Here is an 18,553-nt window from a genome sequence, read left to right on the forward strand (position 1 = left end):
TTTAACCACCTTTACCGCGAAATCCCTGGTTCTGCAAGAGCAGATTACGACATTAGTGTGAAGCTTATCATAATTATTCATTAATTATTCTTATAAGAAGAATAACTGAAAAATGCGCCTAAATGAAAAAAATTAACAACTTAACGTAAATCACACAAATCCACGCTTTGACTGTTAAATCGTTTTGATGCGTTACAAACTCATTTCGAATGATCACGTCCTGAAACATCTTTTTTGTGCTACCTGCATAACTATATGTTTTTTCACGGTAAGAAAAATGTTTCCAGGAGAGGGATCTGATGTAAATGTTTCCGCGCGGCGCTTACGGTAGGAAAAGCACGTTGCATGCCAGTTTGGATCACCCTTCTGCATGAGTATTCGTCAATTAAGAATACAAAACAGTACCGATTGGCTAAATTTTGAACAAATTACAAGTCATACTGATGGATTTATGGGTCATATTCACTTAAATTGTGTGACGTGGATCACATTTTTTTTAAATTTGAGGGTGGCTGGATTGTATGTGACAAAACTGACGAGTAGAGTTTGCGTCGAATTAGGAAAAATCTTAGTTATTTGTAAGAAATGATAAATCATGTAAGAGACGCATTCGCGGTTTCTCTCTTACGGTTTTAGTGAATACAAACCTAAATTCAACTATGCATTTAGCCTTTTCTTTTTTATACCGGGTGATTTCCCGGCGACATCACGGGGTGCGGTCTTTCCGCATAAAAATAATAGTTGGTTATTCGGGATGGGAACAATGCATACATCCGAGTTGCTAAAACATATCTATGACATCAATTTGTCGTATTTACTGCTCGCGCAGCGTTTGATTAGTCAGGACAAGGCGTCCGCGATGTTTCGTCTGGGTATTAACGAAGAGATGGCAACCATGCTGGGCGGTTTAACCCTCCCGCAGATGGTTAAACTGGCTGAAACGAATCAACTGGTTTGCCAGTTCCGTTTCGATGATTCGCAGACAATAACGCGTCTGACGCAGGATTCCCGTGTGGACGATCTTCAACAGATCCATACCGGTATTCTTCTTTCCACTCGCTTGCTTAACGAAATCAGCCAGCCTGATGACGCAGCCCGTAAGAAAAGGGCCTAGCAATGAGCGAGAAAAGCATTGTTCAGGAAGCGCGTGACATACAGTTGGCCATGGAGCTGATTACACTGGGTGCTCGTTTACAAATGCTGGAAAGCGAGACTCAGCTGAGCCGTGGCCGTCTCATCAAACTGTACAAAGAGTTACGTGGTAGTCCCCCGCCGAAAGGCATGCTGCCGTTTTCTACCGACTGGTTTATGACGTGGGAGCAGAATATTCACGCTTCCATGTTCTGTAATGCCTGGCAGTATCTTCTCAAAACCGGTTTGTGCAGCGGCGTTGACGCCGTGATCAAAGCGTACAAACTTTACCTTGAACAATGCCCACAGCAGGAAGAAGGCCCTCTGCTGGCGCTGACCCGCGCATGGACGCTGGTGCGTTTTGTTGAGAGCGGAATGCTTGAACTGTCGCGCTGCAACTGCTGCGACGGCAATTTTATTACCCATGCTCATCAGCCTGCAGGCAGCTTCGCCTGTAGTTTATGTCAGCCTCCATCCCGCGCAGTAAAAAGACGTAAACTTTCCCGGGATGCTGCCGATATTATTCCACAACTGCTGGATGAACAGATCGAACAAGCTGTTTAACCCGAACGTGTGGGAAAGATTCCAGCAGCGGTAAGCAATTACCGCTGCTTTTTTTTACCCCGCAAACGGTAAACGCTGCGAGCTGGACGTCCTTGCCATAGTCACTAGCGGAAGGATGATGTCGTGCTTATCTTATTAGGTTACCTGGTAGTTCTCGGTACAGTTTTCGGCGGTTACATGATGACCGGCGGGCACCTTGGAGCACTCTATCAACCGGCTGAACTTATTATCATCGGCGGCGCAGGGGTAGGGGCTTTTATCGTTGGTAACAACGGTAAATCGATCAAGGGCACGCTGAAAGCGATTCCGTTGCTGTTCCGTCGCTCGAAATACACCAAAAGTATGTATATGGATCTGCTGGCACTGCTCTATCGCCTGATGGCGAAGTCGCGTCAGCAGGGCATGTTCTCGCTGGAACGGGATATTGAAAACCCGAAAGAGAGCGAAATTTTTGCCAGCTATCCGCGAATACTTGCTGACGCCATGATGCTGGATTTCATCGTCGACTATCTGCGACTCATCATCAGCGGCAACATGAATACCTTCGAAATCGAAGCGCTGATGGACGAAGAGATCGAAACCCACGAAAGCGAATCTGAAGTGCCGGCCAACAGCCTGGCGCTGGTCGGCGACTCGCTTCCGGCATTCGGTATCGTTGCTGCGGTAATGGGCGTGGTTCACGCCCTGGCCTCGGCAGACCGTCCGGCAGCCGAGCTGGGCGCGCTGATTGCCCACGCGATGGTGGGAACTTTCCTCGGTATTTTGCTGGCGTACGGCTTCATTTCGCCGCTGGCGAGCGTTCTGCGCCAGAAGAGCGCGGAAACCACCAAAATGATGCAGTGCGTGAAGATCACGCTGCTCTCTAACCTCAACGGTTACGCGCCACCGATCGCGGTTGAGTTTGGCCGTAAAACGCTTTACTCCAGCGAGCGTCCGTCGTTTATCGAGCTTGAAGAACACGTGCGTGCGGTGAAAAACCCAAACCAACAGACGACAACTGAGGACGCATGAAAAACCAGTCCCATCCGATCGTCATCGTAAAAAAACGCAAGCACAAGGGCGGCGGGCATGGCGCACACGGCTCGTGGAAAATTGCGTACGCCGACTTTATGACCGCAATGATGGCGTTCTTTCTGGTGATGTGGCTGATCTCCATCTCCAGCCCAAAAGAACTGATCCAGATTGCCGAATATTTCCGAACGCCGCTGGCAACGGCGGTGGCCGGCGGGCCGCGTATCTCTAACAGCGAAAGCCCGATCCCGGGCGGCGGCGATGATTACACCCAGCAGAAGGGTGAGGTGAAAAAAGAGCCGAACATCGACGAGCTGAAAAGAAAGATGGAGCAGGCACGTCTGAAGAAACTGCGGGGCGATCTCGATCAGCTGATTGAAGCGGATCCAAAGCTGCGCGCGCTGCGCCCGCATCTGAAGATCGACCTGGTGCAGGAAGGGCTGCGTATTCAAATTATCGACAGCCAGAACCGCCCAATGTTTAAAACCGGGAGTGCGGAAGTCGAACCGTACATGCGCGACATTCTGCGCGGTATTGCACCGGTGCTGAACGGCATTCCTAACCGAATCAGCCTGTCAGGACACACGGATGATTTCCCGTACGCCAGTGGGGAGAAGGGATACAGCAACTGGGAGCTTTCTGCCGATCGTGCCAACGCCTCGCGTCGCGAGCTGGTGGTAGGTGGGCTTGATGATGGCAAGGTACTGCGCGTAGTCGGCATGGCCGCAACCATGCGCGTTTCCGACCGCGGGCCGGATGATGCCATCAACCGTCGTATCAGTCTTCTAGTGCTGAACCAGCAGGCGGAGCAGGCCATCCTGCATGAAAACGCCGAAAGTCAGAATGAGTCACTGGACGATTTAAAACAGCCTGGGGCCGTTCCTTCGGCTGCCGTTCCAACATCGCCACCAGCCAATCCGAGGTGATAGCGTGAGCATGGATATTAGCGATTTTTACCAGACATTCTTTGATGAAGCCGACGAATTGTTGGCCGATATGGAGCAACACTTGCTCGATTTGGTGCCCGAAGCACCGGACTCCGAGCAGCTCAATGCCATCTTCCGTGCGGCGCACTCTATTAAAGGCGGAGCCGGAACGTTTGGATTTACCATCCTGCAGGAAACGACCCATTTAATGGAAAACCTGCTTGATGAAGCGCGACGCGGTGAGATGCAGCTCAATACCGACATTATCAACCTGTTTTTGGAAACCAAAGATATTATGCAGGAACAGCTCGACGCCTATAAAAGTTCGGCAGAGCCTGATGCCGCCAGCTTTGAATACATCTGCAATGCGCTGCGCCAGCTCGCCCTGGAAGCAAAAGGTGAGGTCGCTGCAGCCGTTGTCCCTGCGGCGAAACTGAGCGTTGTCGATGCGGTTGCTGCCGACGAGGCCGCGCCAGCCGCTGCACAAGCGGGCAAACTGCGCGTTGTGCTGTCACGCCTTAAAGAGAGTGAAGTTAACCTGCTGGAAGAAGAGCTGGGTAACCTGGCGAAATTAAGCAACGTGGTAAAAGGCAAAGACAGCCTTGCCGCGACGCTTGATGACGGTATTGGCCAGGACGATATCGTGGCGGTACTGTGCTTTGTGATTGAAGCTGACCAGATCGCCTTCGAAACCGAAACCGAAACGGCCGCGGTTGACGCCCCTGCCGCTGCGGAAGAGGTGGCCGTTGTCGCTCAGGCCGCCGCACCGGCTGCGGCTCCGGCGCTGAAGGCCGTGCCAAAAGAGGCCGCGGCACCTGGCCGTGGTGAAAAACCTGCCGCGCGCTCCAGCGAGTCAACCAGCATCCGCGTTGCCGTTGAGAAGGTCGACCAGCTGATTAACCTGGTTGGCGAACTGGTGATCACCCAGTCGATGCTGGCACAGCGTTCTAACGAACTGGACCCGGTCACGCACGGCGATCTGATCACCAGCATGGGTCAGCTGCAGCGTAACGCCCGCGACCTGCAGGAATCGGTCATGTCCATCCGTATGATGCCGATGGAATATGTCTTCAGCCGCTTCCCGCGTCTGGTCCGCGACCTTGCCAGCAAGCTGAATAAACAGATTGAACTGACCCTGATGGGCAGCTCAACCGAACTGGATAAGAGCCTGATCGAGCGCATTATCGACCCGTTAACGCACCTGGTGCGTAACAGCCTCGACCACGGTATCGAACTGCCGGAAAACCGCATTGCCGCCGGAAAATCCCCGGTCGGTAACCTGATCCTCTCTGCGGAACACCAGGGCGGGAACATCTGCATCGAAGTGACCGATGACGGCGCGGGGCTTAACCGCGAGCGCATCCTGGCAAAAGCGATTTCGCAGGGGATGGCGGTCAATGAAAACATGACCGACGAAGAAGTGGGCATGCTGATCTTCGCCCCGGGCTTCTCTACCGCAGAGCAGGTGACCGACGTGTCCGGACGCGGTGTGGGCATGGACGTGGTGAAACGTAACATCCAGGAGATGGGCGGCCACGTTGAGATCCAGTCTAAACAGGGTTCCGGCACCACCATTCGCATCCTGCTGCCGCTGACGCTGGCGATCCTCGACGGCATGTCAGTCAAAGTGGCGGACGAAGTCTTTATCCTGCCGCTGAACGCCGTGATGGAATCCCTGCAGCCGCGTGAAGAAGATCTGCATCCGCTGGCGGGCGGCGAGCGCGTCCTCGAAGTGCGCGGTGAGTACCTGCCGCTGGTGGAACTGTGGAAAGTGTTCGAAGTGGACGGGGCGAAGACAGAGGCCACGCAGGGCATCGTTGTGATCCTGCAAAGCGCGGGCCGTCGCTACGCGCTGCTGGTCGATCAGCTGATTGGCCAGCACCAGGTTGTAGTGAAGAACCTCGAAAGCAACTACCGCAAAGTGCCGGGTATTTCTGCCGCCACCATTCTGGGTGATGGTAGCGTGGCGCTGATCGTCGACGTGTCGGCGCTTCAGGGATTAAATCGTGAACAACGTGTGGCGTACACAGCCGCCTGATTAAGTAGAAGGTAATAACATGACCGGTATGAGTAATGTAACGAAGCTGGCGGGCGAGCCATCAGGGCAGGAATTCCTGGTATTCACTTTAGGCGATGAGGAGTACGGCATCGATATCCTGAAAGTGCAGGAAATCCGTGGTTACGACCAGGTTACCCGCATCGCTAACACGCCTGCTTTTATTAAAGGTGTCACCAACCTGCGTGGCGTCATTGTGCCAATCGTGGATCTGCGCGTGAAGTTCAGCCAGGGCGACGTTGACTACGACGACAACACCGTGGTGATCGTTCTGAATCTGGGGCAGCGCGTGGTTGGTATCGTGGTGGATGGCGTATCTGATGTGCTTTCCCTGACCTCTGACCAAATTCGTCCTGCGCCAGAGTTTGCGGTCACGCTGTCGACCGAATACCTGACCGGCCTGGGCGCGCTCGGCGAGCGTATGCTGATTCTGGTGAACATTGAGAAGCTGCTGAACAGCGATGAGATGGCGCTGCTGGATATCGCCGCGAGTCACGTAGCGTAGGTAAATGCAAAACGGCAACCCAGGTTGCCGTTTTTTGTGTTTGCTTCCTCTCCCACAGGGAGAGGGCAGGGGTGAGGGCATCAGGCCTCACCCTTTTTTTCACCTTATGCTTCCTGCTTTACCAGCTCCGCTTCCGCTTCAGCTTCAGCTTCTCGCGCGCCTTCATTCTGCGACAGCATCGCGGTAGCAATACCATTCCCCAGCACGTTAATTGCGGAACGGCCCATGTCCAGGAAGTGGTCGATCCCCATCAGCAGCAGAATACCCGCCACCGGAATATTAAAGCTCGGAATGGTTGCTGCCAGCACCACCAGGGATGAACGCGGTACGCCCGCAATCCCTTTTGAGGCCAGCATCAGGGTCAGCATCAGCACGGTCACTTCCGAGAAGCTCAGGTGAATGTTGTACGCCTGAGCGATAAACATCGAGGCGAAAGAGCAGTACACCATCGAACCCACCAGGTTGAAGGAGTAGCCAATCGGCAGAACGAAAGAGGCGATGTTGCGCGAGCAGCCGAAGCGCTCCAGCTGCTCCAGCGTTTTAGGGTAGGCGGCTTCAGAGCTGCTGGTGGTAAAGGCCACCAGGACCGGATCCTTCAGCATGCTGACCAGGCGAAACACCTCTTTTTTCAGCACCATGTAACCCACGGCCAGCAGCACCATGCAGGTGAGAAGAATGGCAACATAGTAGCCGCCAATAAAGGAGGCGTAGTTCAGCAGAATGCCCAGACCCTGCGTGGCAATGACGGATGAAATCGCCGCGAAAATGGCCAGCGGAGCAACGTACATCACGTAACCCGTTACCTTCAGCATGATATGGGAAACCACATCCAGCGCGGCCACCAGCGGCGCGTTGAATTTCTGTCCCAGCGACGCGCCGCCGATGCCGAAGAACATCGAGAACACCACAATCTGCAGGATCTCATTGTTCGACATCGCCCCCGCGATACTGGTCGGAATGGTGTGTGACAGGAACGCTTTCAGCGTCATGCCGCCCACGGCCAGACCGGTATCCACCGCTTCGGTTGGAACCGTCAGGTTCAGACCGCTTCCCGGATGCTCCAGCGTGACGATAAACAGGCCAACCAGAATAGAGAGCACGGATGAGCTGATAAACCACACCATCGCTTTGCCGCCAACGCGGCCAATGGTGGAGGTTTCGCCCAGCTTCATAATGCCGACGGTGAGCGTGCTGAAGACCAATGGTGCAATGACCATTTTGATCAGACGGAGGAAAATATCGGTCAGAAGGGTAATATTATCCGACCAGGCTGTGATGGCATCCGCAGATGCATACTCATGAATTGCTGCCCCTGAAAGAATACCCGCCAGCATGAATATCACGATGAAGAGTGTGAGTTTGTTTGCACTTGCCACGAAAAAAGACCCTCTATGCGCTTCAGATGTAGCCCGCATCGATACATATAAATTTTTTATTACGATGCAGGAAATTATTCGGCACATAAATTGACGCAAAGTGTAGGGGGATACAACTCCTTTTTAAGTTTTATTAATTTTGTTGTTATTGCTCTGACGATATATTGTGATCTGCGTCACATATTAATGGATATATTCTCTCCGGAAAATATAAAATCGCGGATTAAATGAATTTAACCACTTGTTATTAATATGAAAATTAAGTCAATAAGACATATGCCTTATGCGTCGTGGGGCAGGTGGTCGAAGCGATATCCGTAAACTAAATTCACAATAACCCCCTCAGAGGAACGTTAAGCGGGGCTAACATCTTGAACGACAAAAATAAAATGTGGCTAGGGAACGGAGACGTCTTCTGGAGGGTGGTAAATGAAAAGAAAACTTCTTTTGATCTGCGCAGGCACCTTACTGGCTGCGGCAACGCCTCATCAGGCGCTGGCCGTCACCAGCAGCGGCACCATCGGTGCAACGCTGACGCTGACAAACGGGTGTCTGATAAACGGCTCGCCCGCACAAAGTGGCATTAACTTCGGCACGCTCGATTTCGGTACCCATCCGGCAACCTTTTCCACGCTTACGACGCAGCTGAGCGGCGCCAGCGGCGGAAACACCTTCACCATTCAATGTACGACCGCCAGCTATACGGTCGCGATCACCGGTAATACCCACTCCACCGCGCCCGGCTCGGTTGTCGGTTCGCCGGGTACGCCTGAACGCTATCTGGTGAATACGGCCAACGCGGCACAGGGCGTGGCCTACAGCCTGTACAGCGACAGCGGATTTAACACCGTGATTGCCAATAACGCCGCGCTGCCGATCGCGTCCACGGCGGGCGGGGTGGACAGTTACACCCTGTACGGACGGATTACCGGCGGTGGTAACAGCGTGACGGTCGTCCCGGGAACCTACACCGACACGATTAACGTCAGCGTCACCTACTAGTCCCGAACCGCCATGAAGGCATCTCTCACAGGTCTGCGCAAATGCGCAGAGGGACGCGTGCAGCCTTTTTTCGCGCTGATCGTCGGATTGATCATGATGCCCACGGCGGATGCGGTGACATCCCAGTCGTTTAAGGTCAGCGCGACGATTGTCCCGGGGTGCGCGGTGGCCACCGGTAGCGGAGGGCTTCTCGGTACGCTGGATTTTGGCAGCCATAACGGCGTCGAGAGCGCGCCGGTCAGCACCAGCTTTGTGCCAAACGGGGCGTTGTCTATTGCCTGTACGCCAGGCGTGGCGCTGAGCATGAGCATTAATGGCGGTCAAAATTATTCATCCGTTCGCCGCATGAAGCGCGCGAACGGCGTCGATATGGTGCCATACCGGCTCTACAGCAGCAGCTCGCTGGCCGCGAACAGCGAAATTGGCGTCAACCAGGCGATAGCGGTGACCTATACCAACAGCAATAACATCGCGCTGCCGCTTTTTGGCGTGGCGCTACTGACCGGGTTTAGCCCGGCGGGAACCTATTCCGATCAGCTCACCGTGACCTTGTCATGGTAATAAAGGGAGAGCGTTGATGAAGCCATTTTTCAGACCGGTTTGTCTGGCGGGCGCGTTGGGAATGGCGGTTGCTGGCCAGGCGCAGGCGGCGGCCACCATCCTGCTCTGGCCGATCGATCCGTGGCTCGCTGCGGACGCTAACGCCACGGAGCTGTGGATCCAGAACCAGGGAAACAGCGCCACGACGATGCAGGTCCGCATCGTGCGCTGGAAGCAGGAGGACGGACACGAGCGTTATACCGCGCAGCAGGACGTGGTCGCCAGCCCGCCGATCGTCACGATTGGCACGGGCAGCAAGCAGCTTATTCGCCTTATCAAACAGGCTTCGGTTCCCGCAGGGGTCGAACAGGCCTATCGCATTATCGTCGATGAAATCCCCCAGCCGGATGCCAAAGCCGAACCCGCCATCGGCCTGAAACTGCAGATGCGTTACTCCATCCCTCTGTTCGTGTATGGACAGGGGATCCCGACCATAAAAGAGGGTGCACACCACGCGATGGTTGAAACCCGAAATCTGAGCTGGCGGGTGACGCAGGCTGAGGGTAAGCCTGCTCTGGTGGTCAAAAATCGGGGGGATGTCCACGTCAGGCTGAGCCAGGTGGCGCTGGAGCAGGGAGGTCAGAAACGCACGGTGGCGGAAGGATTGCTGGGTTACGTCCTGCCGGGCAGCACCCGCAGCTGGCCCATACCCGCTGGCGTTCGCCAGCCAGAGCGGATGAGCGCGCAGATTAATGCCAGGGACGAACAATGGCAGTCGACGCCCGTCAACTGAAGCCGGCGATGATGGTACTGCTATGCGTCAGTTCCGCGACCCTGGCCGAGCCCGGCGACGACAGTTTACCGCCACCTCCCCAGGCACAGGCGATAAATGATGTAGCGGTTTTCCAGCTTGCCCTCGTGCTCAACCACTACGATACCGGCCTGGTCGTGCCCGTGACGCAGCGTAAAGGCGCTTTCTTTATCTCCAGCGCCGATTTGCTGCGCGCGGGGCTGCCCCCGGCGCACGTTCCCACCGGGGAGGTAAATCTCTCCTCGCTTGCTCAGGTTCGGGTGGAGTACGACAGCGCAGCGCAGCGCCTGCTGCTGACCGTTCCCCGCGACTGGGTGACGGCCCGCGTGACGCCTTTCAGCGCGCAAACGGCGCAGGCCAAACCGCACTTCGGCCGCGGGGCGCTGCTGAATTACGATCTCTACACCAACCACACGGAACATATCGGCGGTCAGGCGTCGATCTGGCATGAGTTCCGCTACTTCAACGAGAACGGCTCGTTTTCCTCGACCGGTTACGCGCGGGAAAATTTCACCGGTAACCACGGCCAGCAGGAAGGGTATGTCCGCTATGACACGACCCTGCTGTTCACTAACGAAGATGACGCGATGAGCTGGAGCGCCGGGGACGTGATCAGCGATGCCCTGAGCTGGAGCTCCAGCGTGCGGATGGGAGGGATAAGCGTCGGGCGGGATTTCTCCCTGCGTCCTGACCTGGTGACATGGCCGTTGCCCGAGTTCGCGGGGGAAGCCGCGGTACCCACTTCGGTCGATCTCTTTATCAACGGCTATCGCTCCGGTTCAACCCAGCTTCAGCCGGGGCCTTTCACCCTGACTAATCTGCCCTATATCAACGGCGCCGGGGATGCGGTGCTGGTCACGACGGATGCGCTGGGGCGCCAGGTAAGCACCACGCTACCGTTTTACGTCACCAGCGACCTGCTTAAGCAAGGGCTGAGCGACGGCGCCGTGACGCTCGGCAGCCTGCGGCGTAATTACGGTATCAAGAATTTTGACTACGGTCCGGCAGCCGGCAGCGGCTCGTATCGCTACGGGATGACGGACTGGCTAACGCTGGAGGGCCACGCGGAAGGGGCGCAGGAGCTGGCGCTGGGCGGCGCGGGGACGGTAATAAAACTCGGCCAGTTTGGCGTGGTGAATACCTCTTACTCGCAAAGCCGCATGCGCGGTGATGCGGGCGGGCAAATCAACTGGGGTTACCAGTACAGTACCAGCGAGTTTAGCGTCGCCACCCAGCACACGCGTCGCGACCGCGGCTTTGGCAATCTCGCCCTCTACGACCAGCCGACGGTTTATGACGAAAACGATAAGCCTGTCGCCAGCTTTAGCCGTAATACGGACCAGTATTCGCTGACCTTCAATCTGGGACGGTACGGCAACATCGGTGCGGCCTGGATCGGCGTGGAGAGTTTTGACAGTCAAAAAACCGAGCTGCTCAATCTCTCCTGGAGCCGCAACCTGTGGGGGGCGAGCAGCATTTACCTGGCCGGCAGCCGGGATCGGCAGCGGGGAGACTGGACGGTCGCGCTGTCGCTGCAGGTGCCGTTGGGGGCGCGCGACAGCGCTGCCGTCACCTTCGAAAACACTCCGGATGCAGGCAGTACCCAGCGTATTAACTACAACCACTCCATGCCTTCTGACGGTGGCTTCAGCTGGAACATGGCCTGGGCCAACCAGTCGAGATCCAGTGATTATCAGCAGGGTACGCTGGGCTGGCGCAATAACAACATCGAGCTGCAGGGCGGCGGCTATGGCGAAAGAGATACCATGACCTGGTGGGGCGAGGCGATGGGTTCCGTTGTGCTGATGGACGGCGAGCTGTTCGCGGCGAATAAGATCAACGATGCATTTGTGGTCATCAGTACCGACGGCCACCCGGACGTGCCCGTCAGCTATGAGAACCAGCCCGTCGGTAAAACCAATAATAACGGCTACCTGCTGGTCAGCGGGGTATCGGCGTATTACCCGGCCAGCTACCGGATTGATACCCTGAATCTGCCGGCGGATACCCGTCTGAAAGAGACCGAACGCCGGATCGCGATTCGGCGCCACAGCGGCTATCTGGTCGATTTCCCGATGGAGCAGGAGCGGGTGGCAAGCGTTATTCTGCATGACGCGCGCGGGAAGGCGTTGCCGGTGGGAAGCCAGGTTCGACGCGCCTCGCGCAGCAATGCGGTGGTGGGATATGACGGCATCGCCTGGCTGGAAAATCTCAGCGATGTGAACCCGCTGGAGGTGATCGCACCTGACGGGAGGCGCTGCAAGACTACTCTGACCGTGGGGGCCAATCCGGAGCATAAGCTGAAAACCTACGGGCCGCTGATTTGCCGGGAGGCGCCATGACGCGCCTGCTGATGTTGATCCTGCTGCTGTTTTCCGGCGGCGGCTGGGCGGCGTGTACCGTCAGTACGGTTAATGCGTCGTTTGGCAGCGTTACCTCGTTCGCGCTCAGCGGAACCGGGGAAGTTCAAACCACCGGCACGCTGGTGGTGGCCTGCGATGCCGTGCTGAATCTGCTGACCAGCGACTCGGTAACGCTGACCTACACCGCGGCATCGGTTTCGGGCAGCAGCCGGGCCACGATGAAACGCACGGATAATGCGGCCATCACCGACGTGATCCCCACCCGGCTGTGCGGGTTATCGGGATGCGCGAGCAGCAGCGAGGTACAGATAAGTAAATCGTATACCTGGAGCGGGAATAACCTGCTGGGGTTGCTGGGGTCAAAGCAGTACAACATTCCGCTCTATTTCCGCACCGTCGCCGGGCAAAACGTCACTGCCGGGCCATATCAGGTGCAGTTAACCTTCAGCATTAACTACAGCGTCTGCTCCGTGGGCGCGCTCGGCGTTTGCACAATCAATCAGACGGGAACCGCGACAACCACCATCCTGTTAGATATGACCGTCACCAACGACTGCAGCGCCATGACCACGCCAGATGTGAACTTCAACAGCGCGCCGCTGGTACAAAGTTTCCCCACCGTCTCACAGGCGATTGCCGTCACCTGTACCAAAGGAAGTTCGTATACCATCGGCATTAATAACGGTGCCAACGCGCTGAACAACGTGCGGCGGATGGTGAGCGGCAGCAACGCCATGAGCTACGACATCTATAAGGAAGCCACCGGTAACCGCTGGGGCGGCAGCGGCAGCGAGCGCTGGTCCAGCGCGGTATCGTCCCAGGTCAGTACCGACGGTTTACTGCGCACCTTCAACTACACCGCTAAAGTCCTGACCAATCAGGCCACGCCGCCCGCCGGAACCTACACAGACACGCTGATTGTCGACGTGGCGTTTTAACCCCGCGCTTTTCCCTTTCGCAAATGTAAAGTTCCTGTGGGCTGTGCCGATAACACCGTTAATAAATCTATGAGAAGGTGTTGTATGTTGAACCGTATCCGCGTTGTCACAATGCTCATGATGGTGCTGGTCATTTTCGCACTTCTTCAGCTCATCTCCGGCGGGCTTTTTTTCTCGTCATTAAAACAGAATCAGGACAGCTTCGCGGCCTCGAACGATCTCCGCCTGCAGCAGAGTGAACTCACGTCGACGTGGGATCTGATGCTGCAAACGCGTATCAACCTGAGCCGCTCGTCCGCGCGCATGATGATGGACCCCAACAATCAGCAGAGCAGCGCGAAAACCGATCTGTTGAAAAATGCCCGTGCCACCCTCGCTGACGCCGCGAAACATTACGACGCCTTCAAGAAGATCGCCCCGCAGCCTGCTATGGAGCAGGTGAGCCAGAACATCGATGAAAAATACAACGCCTACCATACCGGCCTGACAGAGCTGATTCAGTTCCTGGAGAGCGGTAACATGGACGCCTATTTCGCGCAGCCAACGCAGGGGATGCAAAACGCACTCGGCGCGGCGCTGGGGGAATACGCGAAGGCCAGTGGCGATCTGTACCACTCGGCCTTTACCGCAAGCCAGGATGACTACCGCTTTGCGAAATGGCAGATGGCCGTGCTGGCGCTGGCGCTGGTCATTGTGCTGGTCGCGGTCTGGTACGGCATTCGCCATATCCTGCTGAACCCTCTCGGGCGCGTCATTGCCCACATTCGTGAAATTGCCGGCGGTGACCTGACCAAAACGCTGACCGTTTCCGGGCGCAATGAGATCACCGAGCTGGCAAACAGCGTTGACCATATGCAGCGTTCGTTAATCGAAACCGTCGCCAACGTGCGCAACGGGTCGGAGGCTATCTATACCGGCACCAGCGAAATTGCGATGGGGAATAACGATCTCTCATCCCGTACCGAGCAGCAGGCGTCCGCCCTGGAAGAGACTGCCGCCAGCATGGAGCAGCTCACCGCAACCGTGAAGCAGAACGCCGATAACGCCCGCCAGGCGTCTCAGCTGGCGGAAAGCGCCTCCGAAACGGCGCAGCGCGGCGGCCGCGTGGTGGATGGCGTGGTGAAAACCATGCACGAAATCGCCGACAGCTCGAAGAAAATCGCCGACATCATCAGCGTCATCGACGGCATTGCCTTCCAGACCAACATTCTGGCGCTGAACGCCGCCGTGGAAGCGGCGCGTGCGGGCGAACAGGGACGCGGGTTTGCCGTGGTGGCCGGGGAAGTACGCAACCTGGCCAGCCGCAGCGCCAACGCGGCAAAAGAGATCAAGTCCCTGATTGAAGATTCCGTCTCCCGCGTGGATACCGGCTCCGTGCTGGTGGAAAGCGCCGGGGAGACCATGAATGACATCGTGAATGCCGTCACCCGCGTGACGGACATCATGGGTGAAATCGCCTCTGCGTCCGATGAGCAGAGTCGTGGTATCGACCAGGTTGCCCTGGCGGTATCGGAAATGGATCGCGTGACACAGCAAAACGCCGCGCTGGTGCAGGAGTCCGCTGCGGCGGCCGCTGCTCTGGAAGACCAGGCGAGCCGTCTGAAGATGGCCGTCTCGGCGTTTCGTCTCGCTTCACTCGCTGGAAACACGGTCACCCCGCAGGCGACGTATCGCGCGCCAGCCGCTGAATCGGCTGCAAACCGTACGCGCACCGCGACGACCGGACAAGATGAAAACTGGGAAACATTTTGACTGACAATTAAACCGCGGCTGCTTGCCGCTTGATGGGAGCGTGGATGTTAAATCGTATTCGTATCTCGACCACACTGTTTTTGATTCTGATCCTTTGCGGTGTGTTGCAGGTTGGCAGTAACGGGTTGTCTTTTTGGGCGTTTCGCGATGGCTATCAGAATTTGCAGGAAGTTGAGGCGAGTAATCAGCAGCGCTCCGCACTGGCACAAACGCGTGCCGTGCTGTTGCAGGCAAGCACTGCGCTGAACAAGGCGGGAACCTTAACCGCGCTGAGTTATCCGCCGGATGACATTAAAGCGCTGATGGCGGCCGCGCGCGACAGTCTGAAGCAGGCTGACGCACAGTTTAAAGCCTTTACGGCGCAGGCCGCCGACAGTGAGAAAGAGAAAGCGCTGAAGGCCGCCATGAAGACGAACTTTGAGCAGTGGTACAGCGATCTGGACCACCAGGCGACGTGGCTTGAGAACAACCAGCTTTCGGACTTTATGACTGCACCGGTTCAGGCCTCGCAGGCGGCGTTTGACGGCAGCTTTAACGCGTGGCAGCAGGATATTAACCAGTCTGTTCAGCGTGCCGGTGACCAGAGCCGTCAAAGCTATCACATGTCGGGCGTCATCTTTGCCGTGGTGGTGATCCTGGCAGGGCTGCTGACCGGCGGGGCGCTGCTCTGGTCGCGCAGAATGATCGTGCAGCCGCTGGCGATTATCAGCAGCCACTTCGACAGCATTGCGAAAGGGGACCTGGCGCGTCCGGTCGCGGTGTTCGGCAAAAACGAAATTTCGGCGATCTTTGCGAGCCTGAAGGCGATGCAGGGATCGCTGCGGGAAACGGTGAGCGACGTGCGGCAGGGCAGCTATGCCATGCACACCGGGATCTCTGAGATTGCGGCGGGCAACAACGATCTCTCGTCCCGCACCGAGCAGCAGGCGGCCTCGCTGGCGCAGACGGCGGCCAGCATGGAGCAGTTAACCGCGACGGTAAGCCAGAACGCCGATAACGCACGTCAGGCGTCTGACCTGTCAAAACAGGCGGCGATGACGGCAAAGAAAGGCGGCGACCAGGCGTCTCATGTCGCCAGCACCATGCAGGAGATTGCCACCAGCTCGCAGAAAATTGGTGACATCATCAGCGTGATTGACGGTATCGCGTTCCAGACCAACATTCTGGCGCTGAACGCCGCCGTGGAAGCGGCGCGCGCCGGTGAGCAAGGGCGCGGATTTGCGGTGGTGGCGGGGGAAGTGCGTAACCTGGCGAGCCGCAGCGCCAACGCGGCGAAAGAGATTAAGGTGCTGATCGAAGAGTCGGTCTCGCGCGTTCAGCAGGGCTCAACGCTTGTGGATACGGCGGCGAAAACCATGCACGAGATCGTCACCTCCGTGACGCGGGTGAACGACATCATGGGCGAAATTGCCTCGGCGTCGGACGAACAGCGCCGCGGCATTGAGCAGGTTGCCCAGGCCGTCAGCCAGATGGATCAGGTGACGCAACAGAACGCCTCGTTAGTTGAGGAAGCGGCAGCGGCAACCGATCAGCTGGCCAGCCAGGCAGATCGTCTGACCGGACTGGTCGCGGTATTTAATGTGAAAGAGCACGTTGAAGCAGTAACAGAAGTCGGGCGGTCGCAGGCCGTGCCAGTTGTATCCTGAATGTAATTAAGAAGGCGCTATGACATCACCAATGCCCCCTGGGCAAACGTCATTATTGTTGCAGATGACACAGCGCCTCGCGCTGTCCGACGCGCATTTTCGTCGGATATGTCAGTTAATCTACCAGCGTGCGGGGATCGTGCTTGCGGATCATAAGCGGGACATGGTCTACAACCGTCTGGTGCGGCGCTTGCGCACGCTGGGGCTGGATGATTTTGGCCGCTATCTGAGCATGCTCGAGGCGAACCAGAACAGCGCAGAGTGGCAGGCTTTTATTAACTCGTTAACCACCAACCTGACGGCGTTTTTCCGTGAAGCTCACCACTTCCCGGTCCTGGCCGAGCACGCCCGCCGTCGCACCGGGGAATATCGCGTATGGAGTGCGGCCGCCTCGACGGGTGAAGAGCCGTACTCGCTGGCGATCACCCTTGCTGACACCCTGGGCATGACGCCCGGGCGCTGGAAAGTCTACGCCAGCGATATCGATACCGAGGTGCTGGAGAAGGCGCGTAACGGCGTGTATCGCCAGGATGAACTGAAAACGCTGTCGCCGCAGCAGCTGCAGCGTTATTTCATGCGCGGCACGGGCCCGCATGAAGGCCTGGTACGCGTACGCCAGGAGCTGGCGAACTGCGTCGAATTCGCGCCCGTTAACCTGCTGGATAAGCAGTACAACGTGCCGGGGCCGTTCGACGCCATTTTTTGCCGTAACGTCATGATCTATTTTGATAAAACGACGCAACAGGACATTCTGCGTCGGTTTGTTCCGTTGCTCAAGCCTGACGGTTTACTGTTTGCCGGGCACTCGGAAAACTTCAGCAACCTCGCGCGTGAGTTTAGCCTGCGTGGGCAAACGGTATATGCGCTGAGTAAGGAAAAAGCATGAGTAAAATCAGGGTGTTGTCTGTCGATGATTCAGCGCTGATGCGTCAGATCATGACTGAAATTATCAATAGCCACAGCGACATGGAGATGGTGGCCACTGCGCCCGATCCTCTGGTAGCGCGGGATTTAATTAAAAAATATAACCCCGACGTGCTAACGCTGGATGTCGAGATGCCGCGCATGGATGGCATAGATTTCCTCGAAAAATTAATGCGGCTTCGGCCCATGCCGGTTGTGATGGTCTCCTCCCTGACCGGAAAAGGATCGGAAATCACCCTGCGCGCGCTGGAGCTGGGGGCGGTGGATTTCGTCACCAAGCCGCAGCTCGGCATACGCGAAGGGATGCTGGCCTACAGCGAAATGATCGCGGAGAAGATCCGCACCGCATCGCGTGCGAAGCTTGCTGCCCATACGCCATTGGCCGCGCCTGCGACCCTGAAGGCCGGTCCCTTACTCAGCTCGGAAAAACTACTGGTCATTGGGGCGTCAACCGGAGGAACAGAGGCAATTCGTCATGTACTCCAGCCATTGCCGCTTTCAAGTCCGGGTATTCTGATCACTCAGCATATGCCACCAGGCTTTACCCGTTCATTCGCCGAACGCCTGAACAAGCTGTGCCAGATCAGCGTGAAGGAGGCGGAAGACGGCGAGCGCGTGCTCCCGGGACATGCCTATATCGCCCCGGGCGACAAGCATATGGAGCTGTCGCGCAGCGGCGCTAACTATCAAATCAAAATTCATGACGGACCGCCGGTCAACCGGCACCGTCCGTCGGTGGATGTGCTGTTTCATTCGGTGGCGAAACATGCGGGGCGCAACGCCGTTGGGGTGATCCTGACGGGGATGGGCAACGATGGTGCCGCCGGAATGCTTGCAATGCACCAGGCTGGCGCCTGGACGATTGCGCAGAATGAAGCAAGTTGTGTGGTGTTCGGCATGCCGCGCGAGGCCATCAATATGGGTGGCGTGAGCGAAGTGGTCGATCTTAGCCAGGTAAGCCAGCAGATGCTGGCGAAAATCAGTGCCGGACAGGCAATACGTATTTGA

At 56.7% G+C, this 18,553-nt stretch carries 16 protein-coding genes; 15 read left to right on the forward strand and 1 reads right to left on the reverse strand.

What is annotated here, in order from left to right:
* Nucleotides 1-763: 763 nt before the first annotated feature.
* The 6 genes from flhD (at nt 764) to cheW (ending at nt 6,193) form a co-directional block, all read left to right on the forward strand.
* Nucleotides 764-1,114 carry a flagellar transcriptional regulator FlhD gene (flhD, locus tag BJ885_RS12345; protein WP_023336137.1) on the forward strand — a complete coding sequence of 117 codons (351 nt, stop codon included), beginning with the start codon at nt 764-766 and terminating at the stop codon, nt 1,112-1,114.
* A 2-nt stretch (nt 1,115-1,116) separates the two neighbouring features.
* A complete protein-coding gene (gene flhC, locus BJ885_RS12350) occupies nt 1,117-1,695 on the forward strand; it encodes a flagellar transcriptional regulator FlhC (RefSeq protein WP_013096051.1) in 579 nt (192 codons plus the stop codon).
* Nucleotides 1,696-1,818: 123 nt separating this feature from the next.
* Nucleotides 1,819-2,706, forward strand: coding sequence for a flagellar motor stator protein MotA (gene motA, locus BJ885_RS12355; RefSeq protein WP_008500417.1), 888 nt, complete (start codon nt 1,819-1,821; stop codon nt 2,704-2,706).
* Nucleotides 2,703-3,632, forward strand: coding sequence for a flagellar motor protein MotB (motB, locus tag BJ885_RS12360; RefSeq protein ID WP_029741333.1), 930 nt, complete (start codon nt 2,703-2,705; stop codon nt 3,630-3,632). The genes motA and motB overlap by 4 nt, the downstream gene beginning before the upstream one ends.
* 4 nt (nt 3,633-3,636) lie before the next feature.
* Nucleotides 3,637-5,670 (forward strand): chemotaxis protein CheA, encoded by a 2,034-nt coding sequence (cheA, locus tag BJ885_RS12365; RefSeq protein WP_121932038.1) that lies wholly within the window; start codon nt 3,637-3,639, stop codon nt 5,668-5,670.
* A 19-nt stretch (nt 5,671-5,689) separates the two neighbouring features.
* A complete protein-coding gene (cheW, locus tag BJ885_RS12370; protein WP_023312262.1) occupies nt 5,690-6,193 on the forward strand; it encodes a chemotaxis protein CheW in 504 nt (167 codons plus the stop codon).
* Nucleotides 6,194-6,297: 104 nt separating this feature from the next.
* Here the strand turns inward: cheW and BJ885_RS12375 are convergent, their stop codons facing one another.
* On the reverse strand, nt 6,298-7,569 hold the full coding sequence (locus BJ885_RS12375) for a dicarboxylate/amino acid:cation symporter (protein ID WP_029741331.1): 1,272 nt from the start codon (nt 7,567-7,569) through the stop codon (nt 6,298-6,300).
* Between the two features lie 429 nt (nt 7,570-7,998).
* On the opposite strand from BJ885_RS12375, the gene BJ885_RS12380 reads away from it, so the two are divergent.
* The 9 genes from BJ885_RS12380 (at nt 7,999) to BJ885_RS12420 (ending at nt 18,553) form a co-directional block, all read left to right on the forward strand.
* Entirely contained in the window at nt 7,999-8,571 is a 573-nt protein-coding gene (locus tag BJ885_RS12380) for a spore coat protein U domain-containing protein (RefSeq protein ID WP_121932039.1), read from the forward strand.
* A gap of 12 nt (nt 8,572-8,583) precedes the next feature.
* The gene (locus BJ885_RS12385; RefSeq protein ID WP_029741329.1) at nt 8,584-9,132 is read left to right on the forward strand and encodes a spore coat U domain-containing protein; all 549 of its coding nucleotides are present in this window, start codon (nt 8,584-8,586) and stop codon (nt 9,130-9,132) included.
* Between the two features lie 16 nt (nt 9,133-9,148).
* Nucleotides 9,149-9,904 carry a molecular chaperone gene (locus tag BJ885_RS12390; RefSeq protein ID WP_121932040.1) on the forward strand — a complete coding sequence of 252 codons (756 nt, stop codon included), beginning with the start codon at nt 9,149-9,151 and terminating at the stop codon, nt 9,902-9,904.
* Nucleotides 9,880-12,264, forward strand: coding sequence for a fimbria/pilus outer membrane usher protein (locus tag BJ885_RS12395; protein ID WP_121932041.1), 2,385 nt, complete (start codon nt 9,880-9,882; stop codon nt 12,262-12,264). Before BJ885_RS12390 ends, BJ885_RS12395 begins: the two co-directional genes overlap by 25 nt.
* A complete protein-coding gene (locus BJ885_RS12400) occupies nt 12,261-13,223 on the forward strand; it encodes a spore coat U domain-containing protein (protein WP_121932042.1) in 963 nt (320 codons plus the stop codon). The genes BJ885_RS12395 and BJ885_RS12400 overlap by 4 nt, the downstream gene beginning before the upstream one ends.
* Before the next feature lie 84 nt (nt 13,224-13,307).
* A complete protein-coding gene (tar, locus tag BJ885_RS12405) occupies nt 13,308-14,975 on the forward strand; it encodes a methyl-accepting chemotaxis protein II (protein ID WP_121932043.1) in 1,668 nt (555 codons plus the stop codon).
* Between the two features lie 44 nt (nt 14,976-15,019).
* Nucleotides 15,020-16,621 carry a methyl-accepting chemotaxis protein IV gene (gene tap, locus BJ885_RS12410; RefSeq protein WP_121932044.1) on the forward strand — a complete coding sequence of 534 codons (1,602 nt, stop codon included), beginning with the start codon at nt 15,020-15,022 and terminating at the stop codon, nt 16,619-16,621.
* 19 nt (nt 16,622-16,640) lie between these two features.
* Entirely contained in the window at nt 16,641-17,507 is an 867-nt protein-coding gene (cheR, locus tag BJ885_RS12415) for a protein-glutamate O-methyltransferase CheR (protein ID WP_023312253.1), read from the forward strand.
* Nucleotides 17,504-18,553, forward strand: coding sequence for a chemotaxis response regulator protein-glutamate methylesterase (locus tag BJ885_RS12420; RefSeq protein ID WP_029741783.1), 1,050 nt, complete (start codon nt 17,504-17,506; stop codon nt 18,551-18,553). The genes cheR and BJ885_RS12420 overlap by 4 nt, the downstream gene beginning before the upstream one ends.

Source organism: Enterobacter sp. WP_7_1 (assembly GCF_003688535.1).
In the GTDB taxonomy this organism is placed as follows: domain Bacteria; phylum Pseudomonadota; class Gammaproteobacteria; order Enterobacterales; family Enterobacteriaceae; genus Enterobacter; species Enterobacter asburiae.

What these genes read in the sequence shown, in the direction of transcription:
- flhD (WP_023336137.1), top strand. Translation starts at nt 764, where the DNA reads ATGCATACATCCGAGTTGCTAAAACATATCTATGACATCAATTTGTCG.
- tar (WP_121932043.1), top strand. Translation starts at nt 13,308, where the DNA reads ATGTTGAACCGTATCCGCGTTGTCACAATGCTCATGATGGTGCTGGTC.
- BJ885_RS12400 (WP_121932042.1), top strand. Translation starts at nt 12,261, where the DNA reads ATGACGCGCCTGCTGATGTTGATCCTGCTGCTGTTTTCCGGCGGCGGC.
- motB (WP_029741333.1), top strand. Translation starts at nt 2,703, where the DNA reads ATGAAAAACCAGTCCCATCCGATCGTCATCGTAAAAAAACGCAAGCAC.
- BJ885_RS12420 (WP_029741783.1), top strand. Translation starts at nt 17,504, where the DNA reads ATGAGTAAAATCAGGGTGTTGTCTGTCGATGATTCAGCGCTGATGCGT.
- BJ885_RS12395 (WP_121932041.1), top strand. Translation starts at nt 9,880, where the DNA reads ATGGCAGTCGACGCCCGTCAACTGAAGCCGGCGATGATGGTACTGCTA.
- flhC (WP_013096051.1), top strand. Translation starts at nt 1,117, where the DNA reads ATGAGCGAGAAAAGCATTGTTCAGGAAGCGCGTGACATACAGTTGGCC.
- tap (WP_121932044.1), top strand. Translation starts at nt 15,020, where the DNA reads ATGTTAAATCGTATTCGTATCTCGACCACACTGTTTTTGATTCTGATC.
- BJ885_RS12390 (WP_121932040.1), top strand. Translation starts at nt 9,149, where the DNA reads ATGAAGCCATTTTTCAGACCGGTTTGTCTGGCGGGCGCGTTGGGAATG.
- cheR (WP_023312253.1), top strand. Translation starts at nt 16,641, where the DNA reads ATGACATCACCAATGCCCCCTGGGCAAACGTCATTATTGTTGCAGATG.
- BJ885_RS12385 (WP_029741329.1), top strand. Translation starts at nt 8,584, where the DNA reads ATGAAGGCATCTCTCACAGGTCTGCGCAAATGCGCAGAGGGACGCGTG.
- BJ885_RS12380 (WP_121932039.1), top strand. Translation starts at nt 7,999, where the DNA reads ATGAAAAGAAAACTTCTTTTGATCTGCGCAGGCACCTTACTGGCTGCG.
- cheW (WP_023312262.1), top strand. Translation starts at nt 5,690, where the DNA reads ATGACCGGTATGAGTAATGTAACGAAGCTGGCGGGCGAGCCATCAGGG.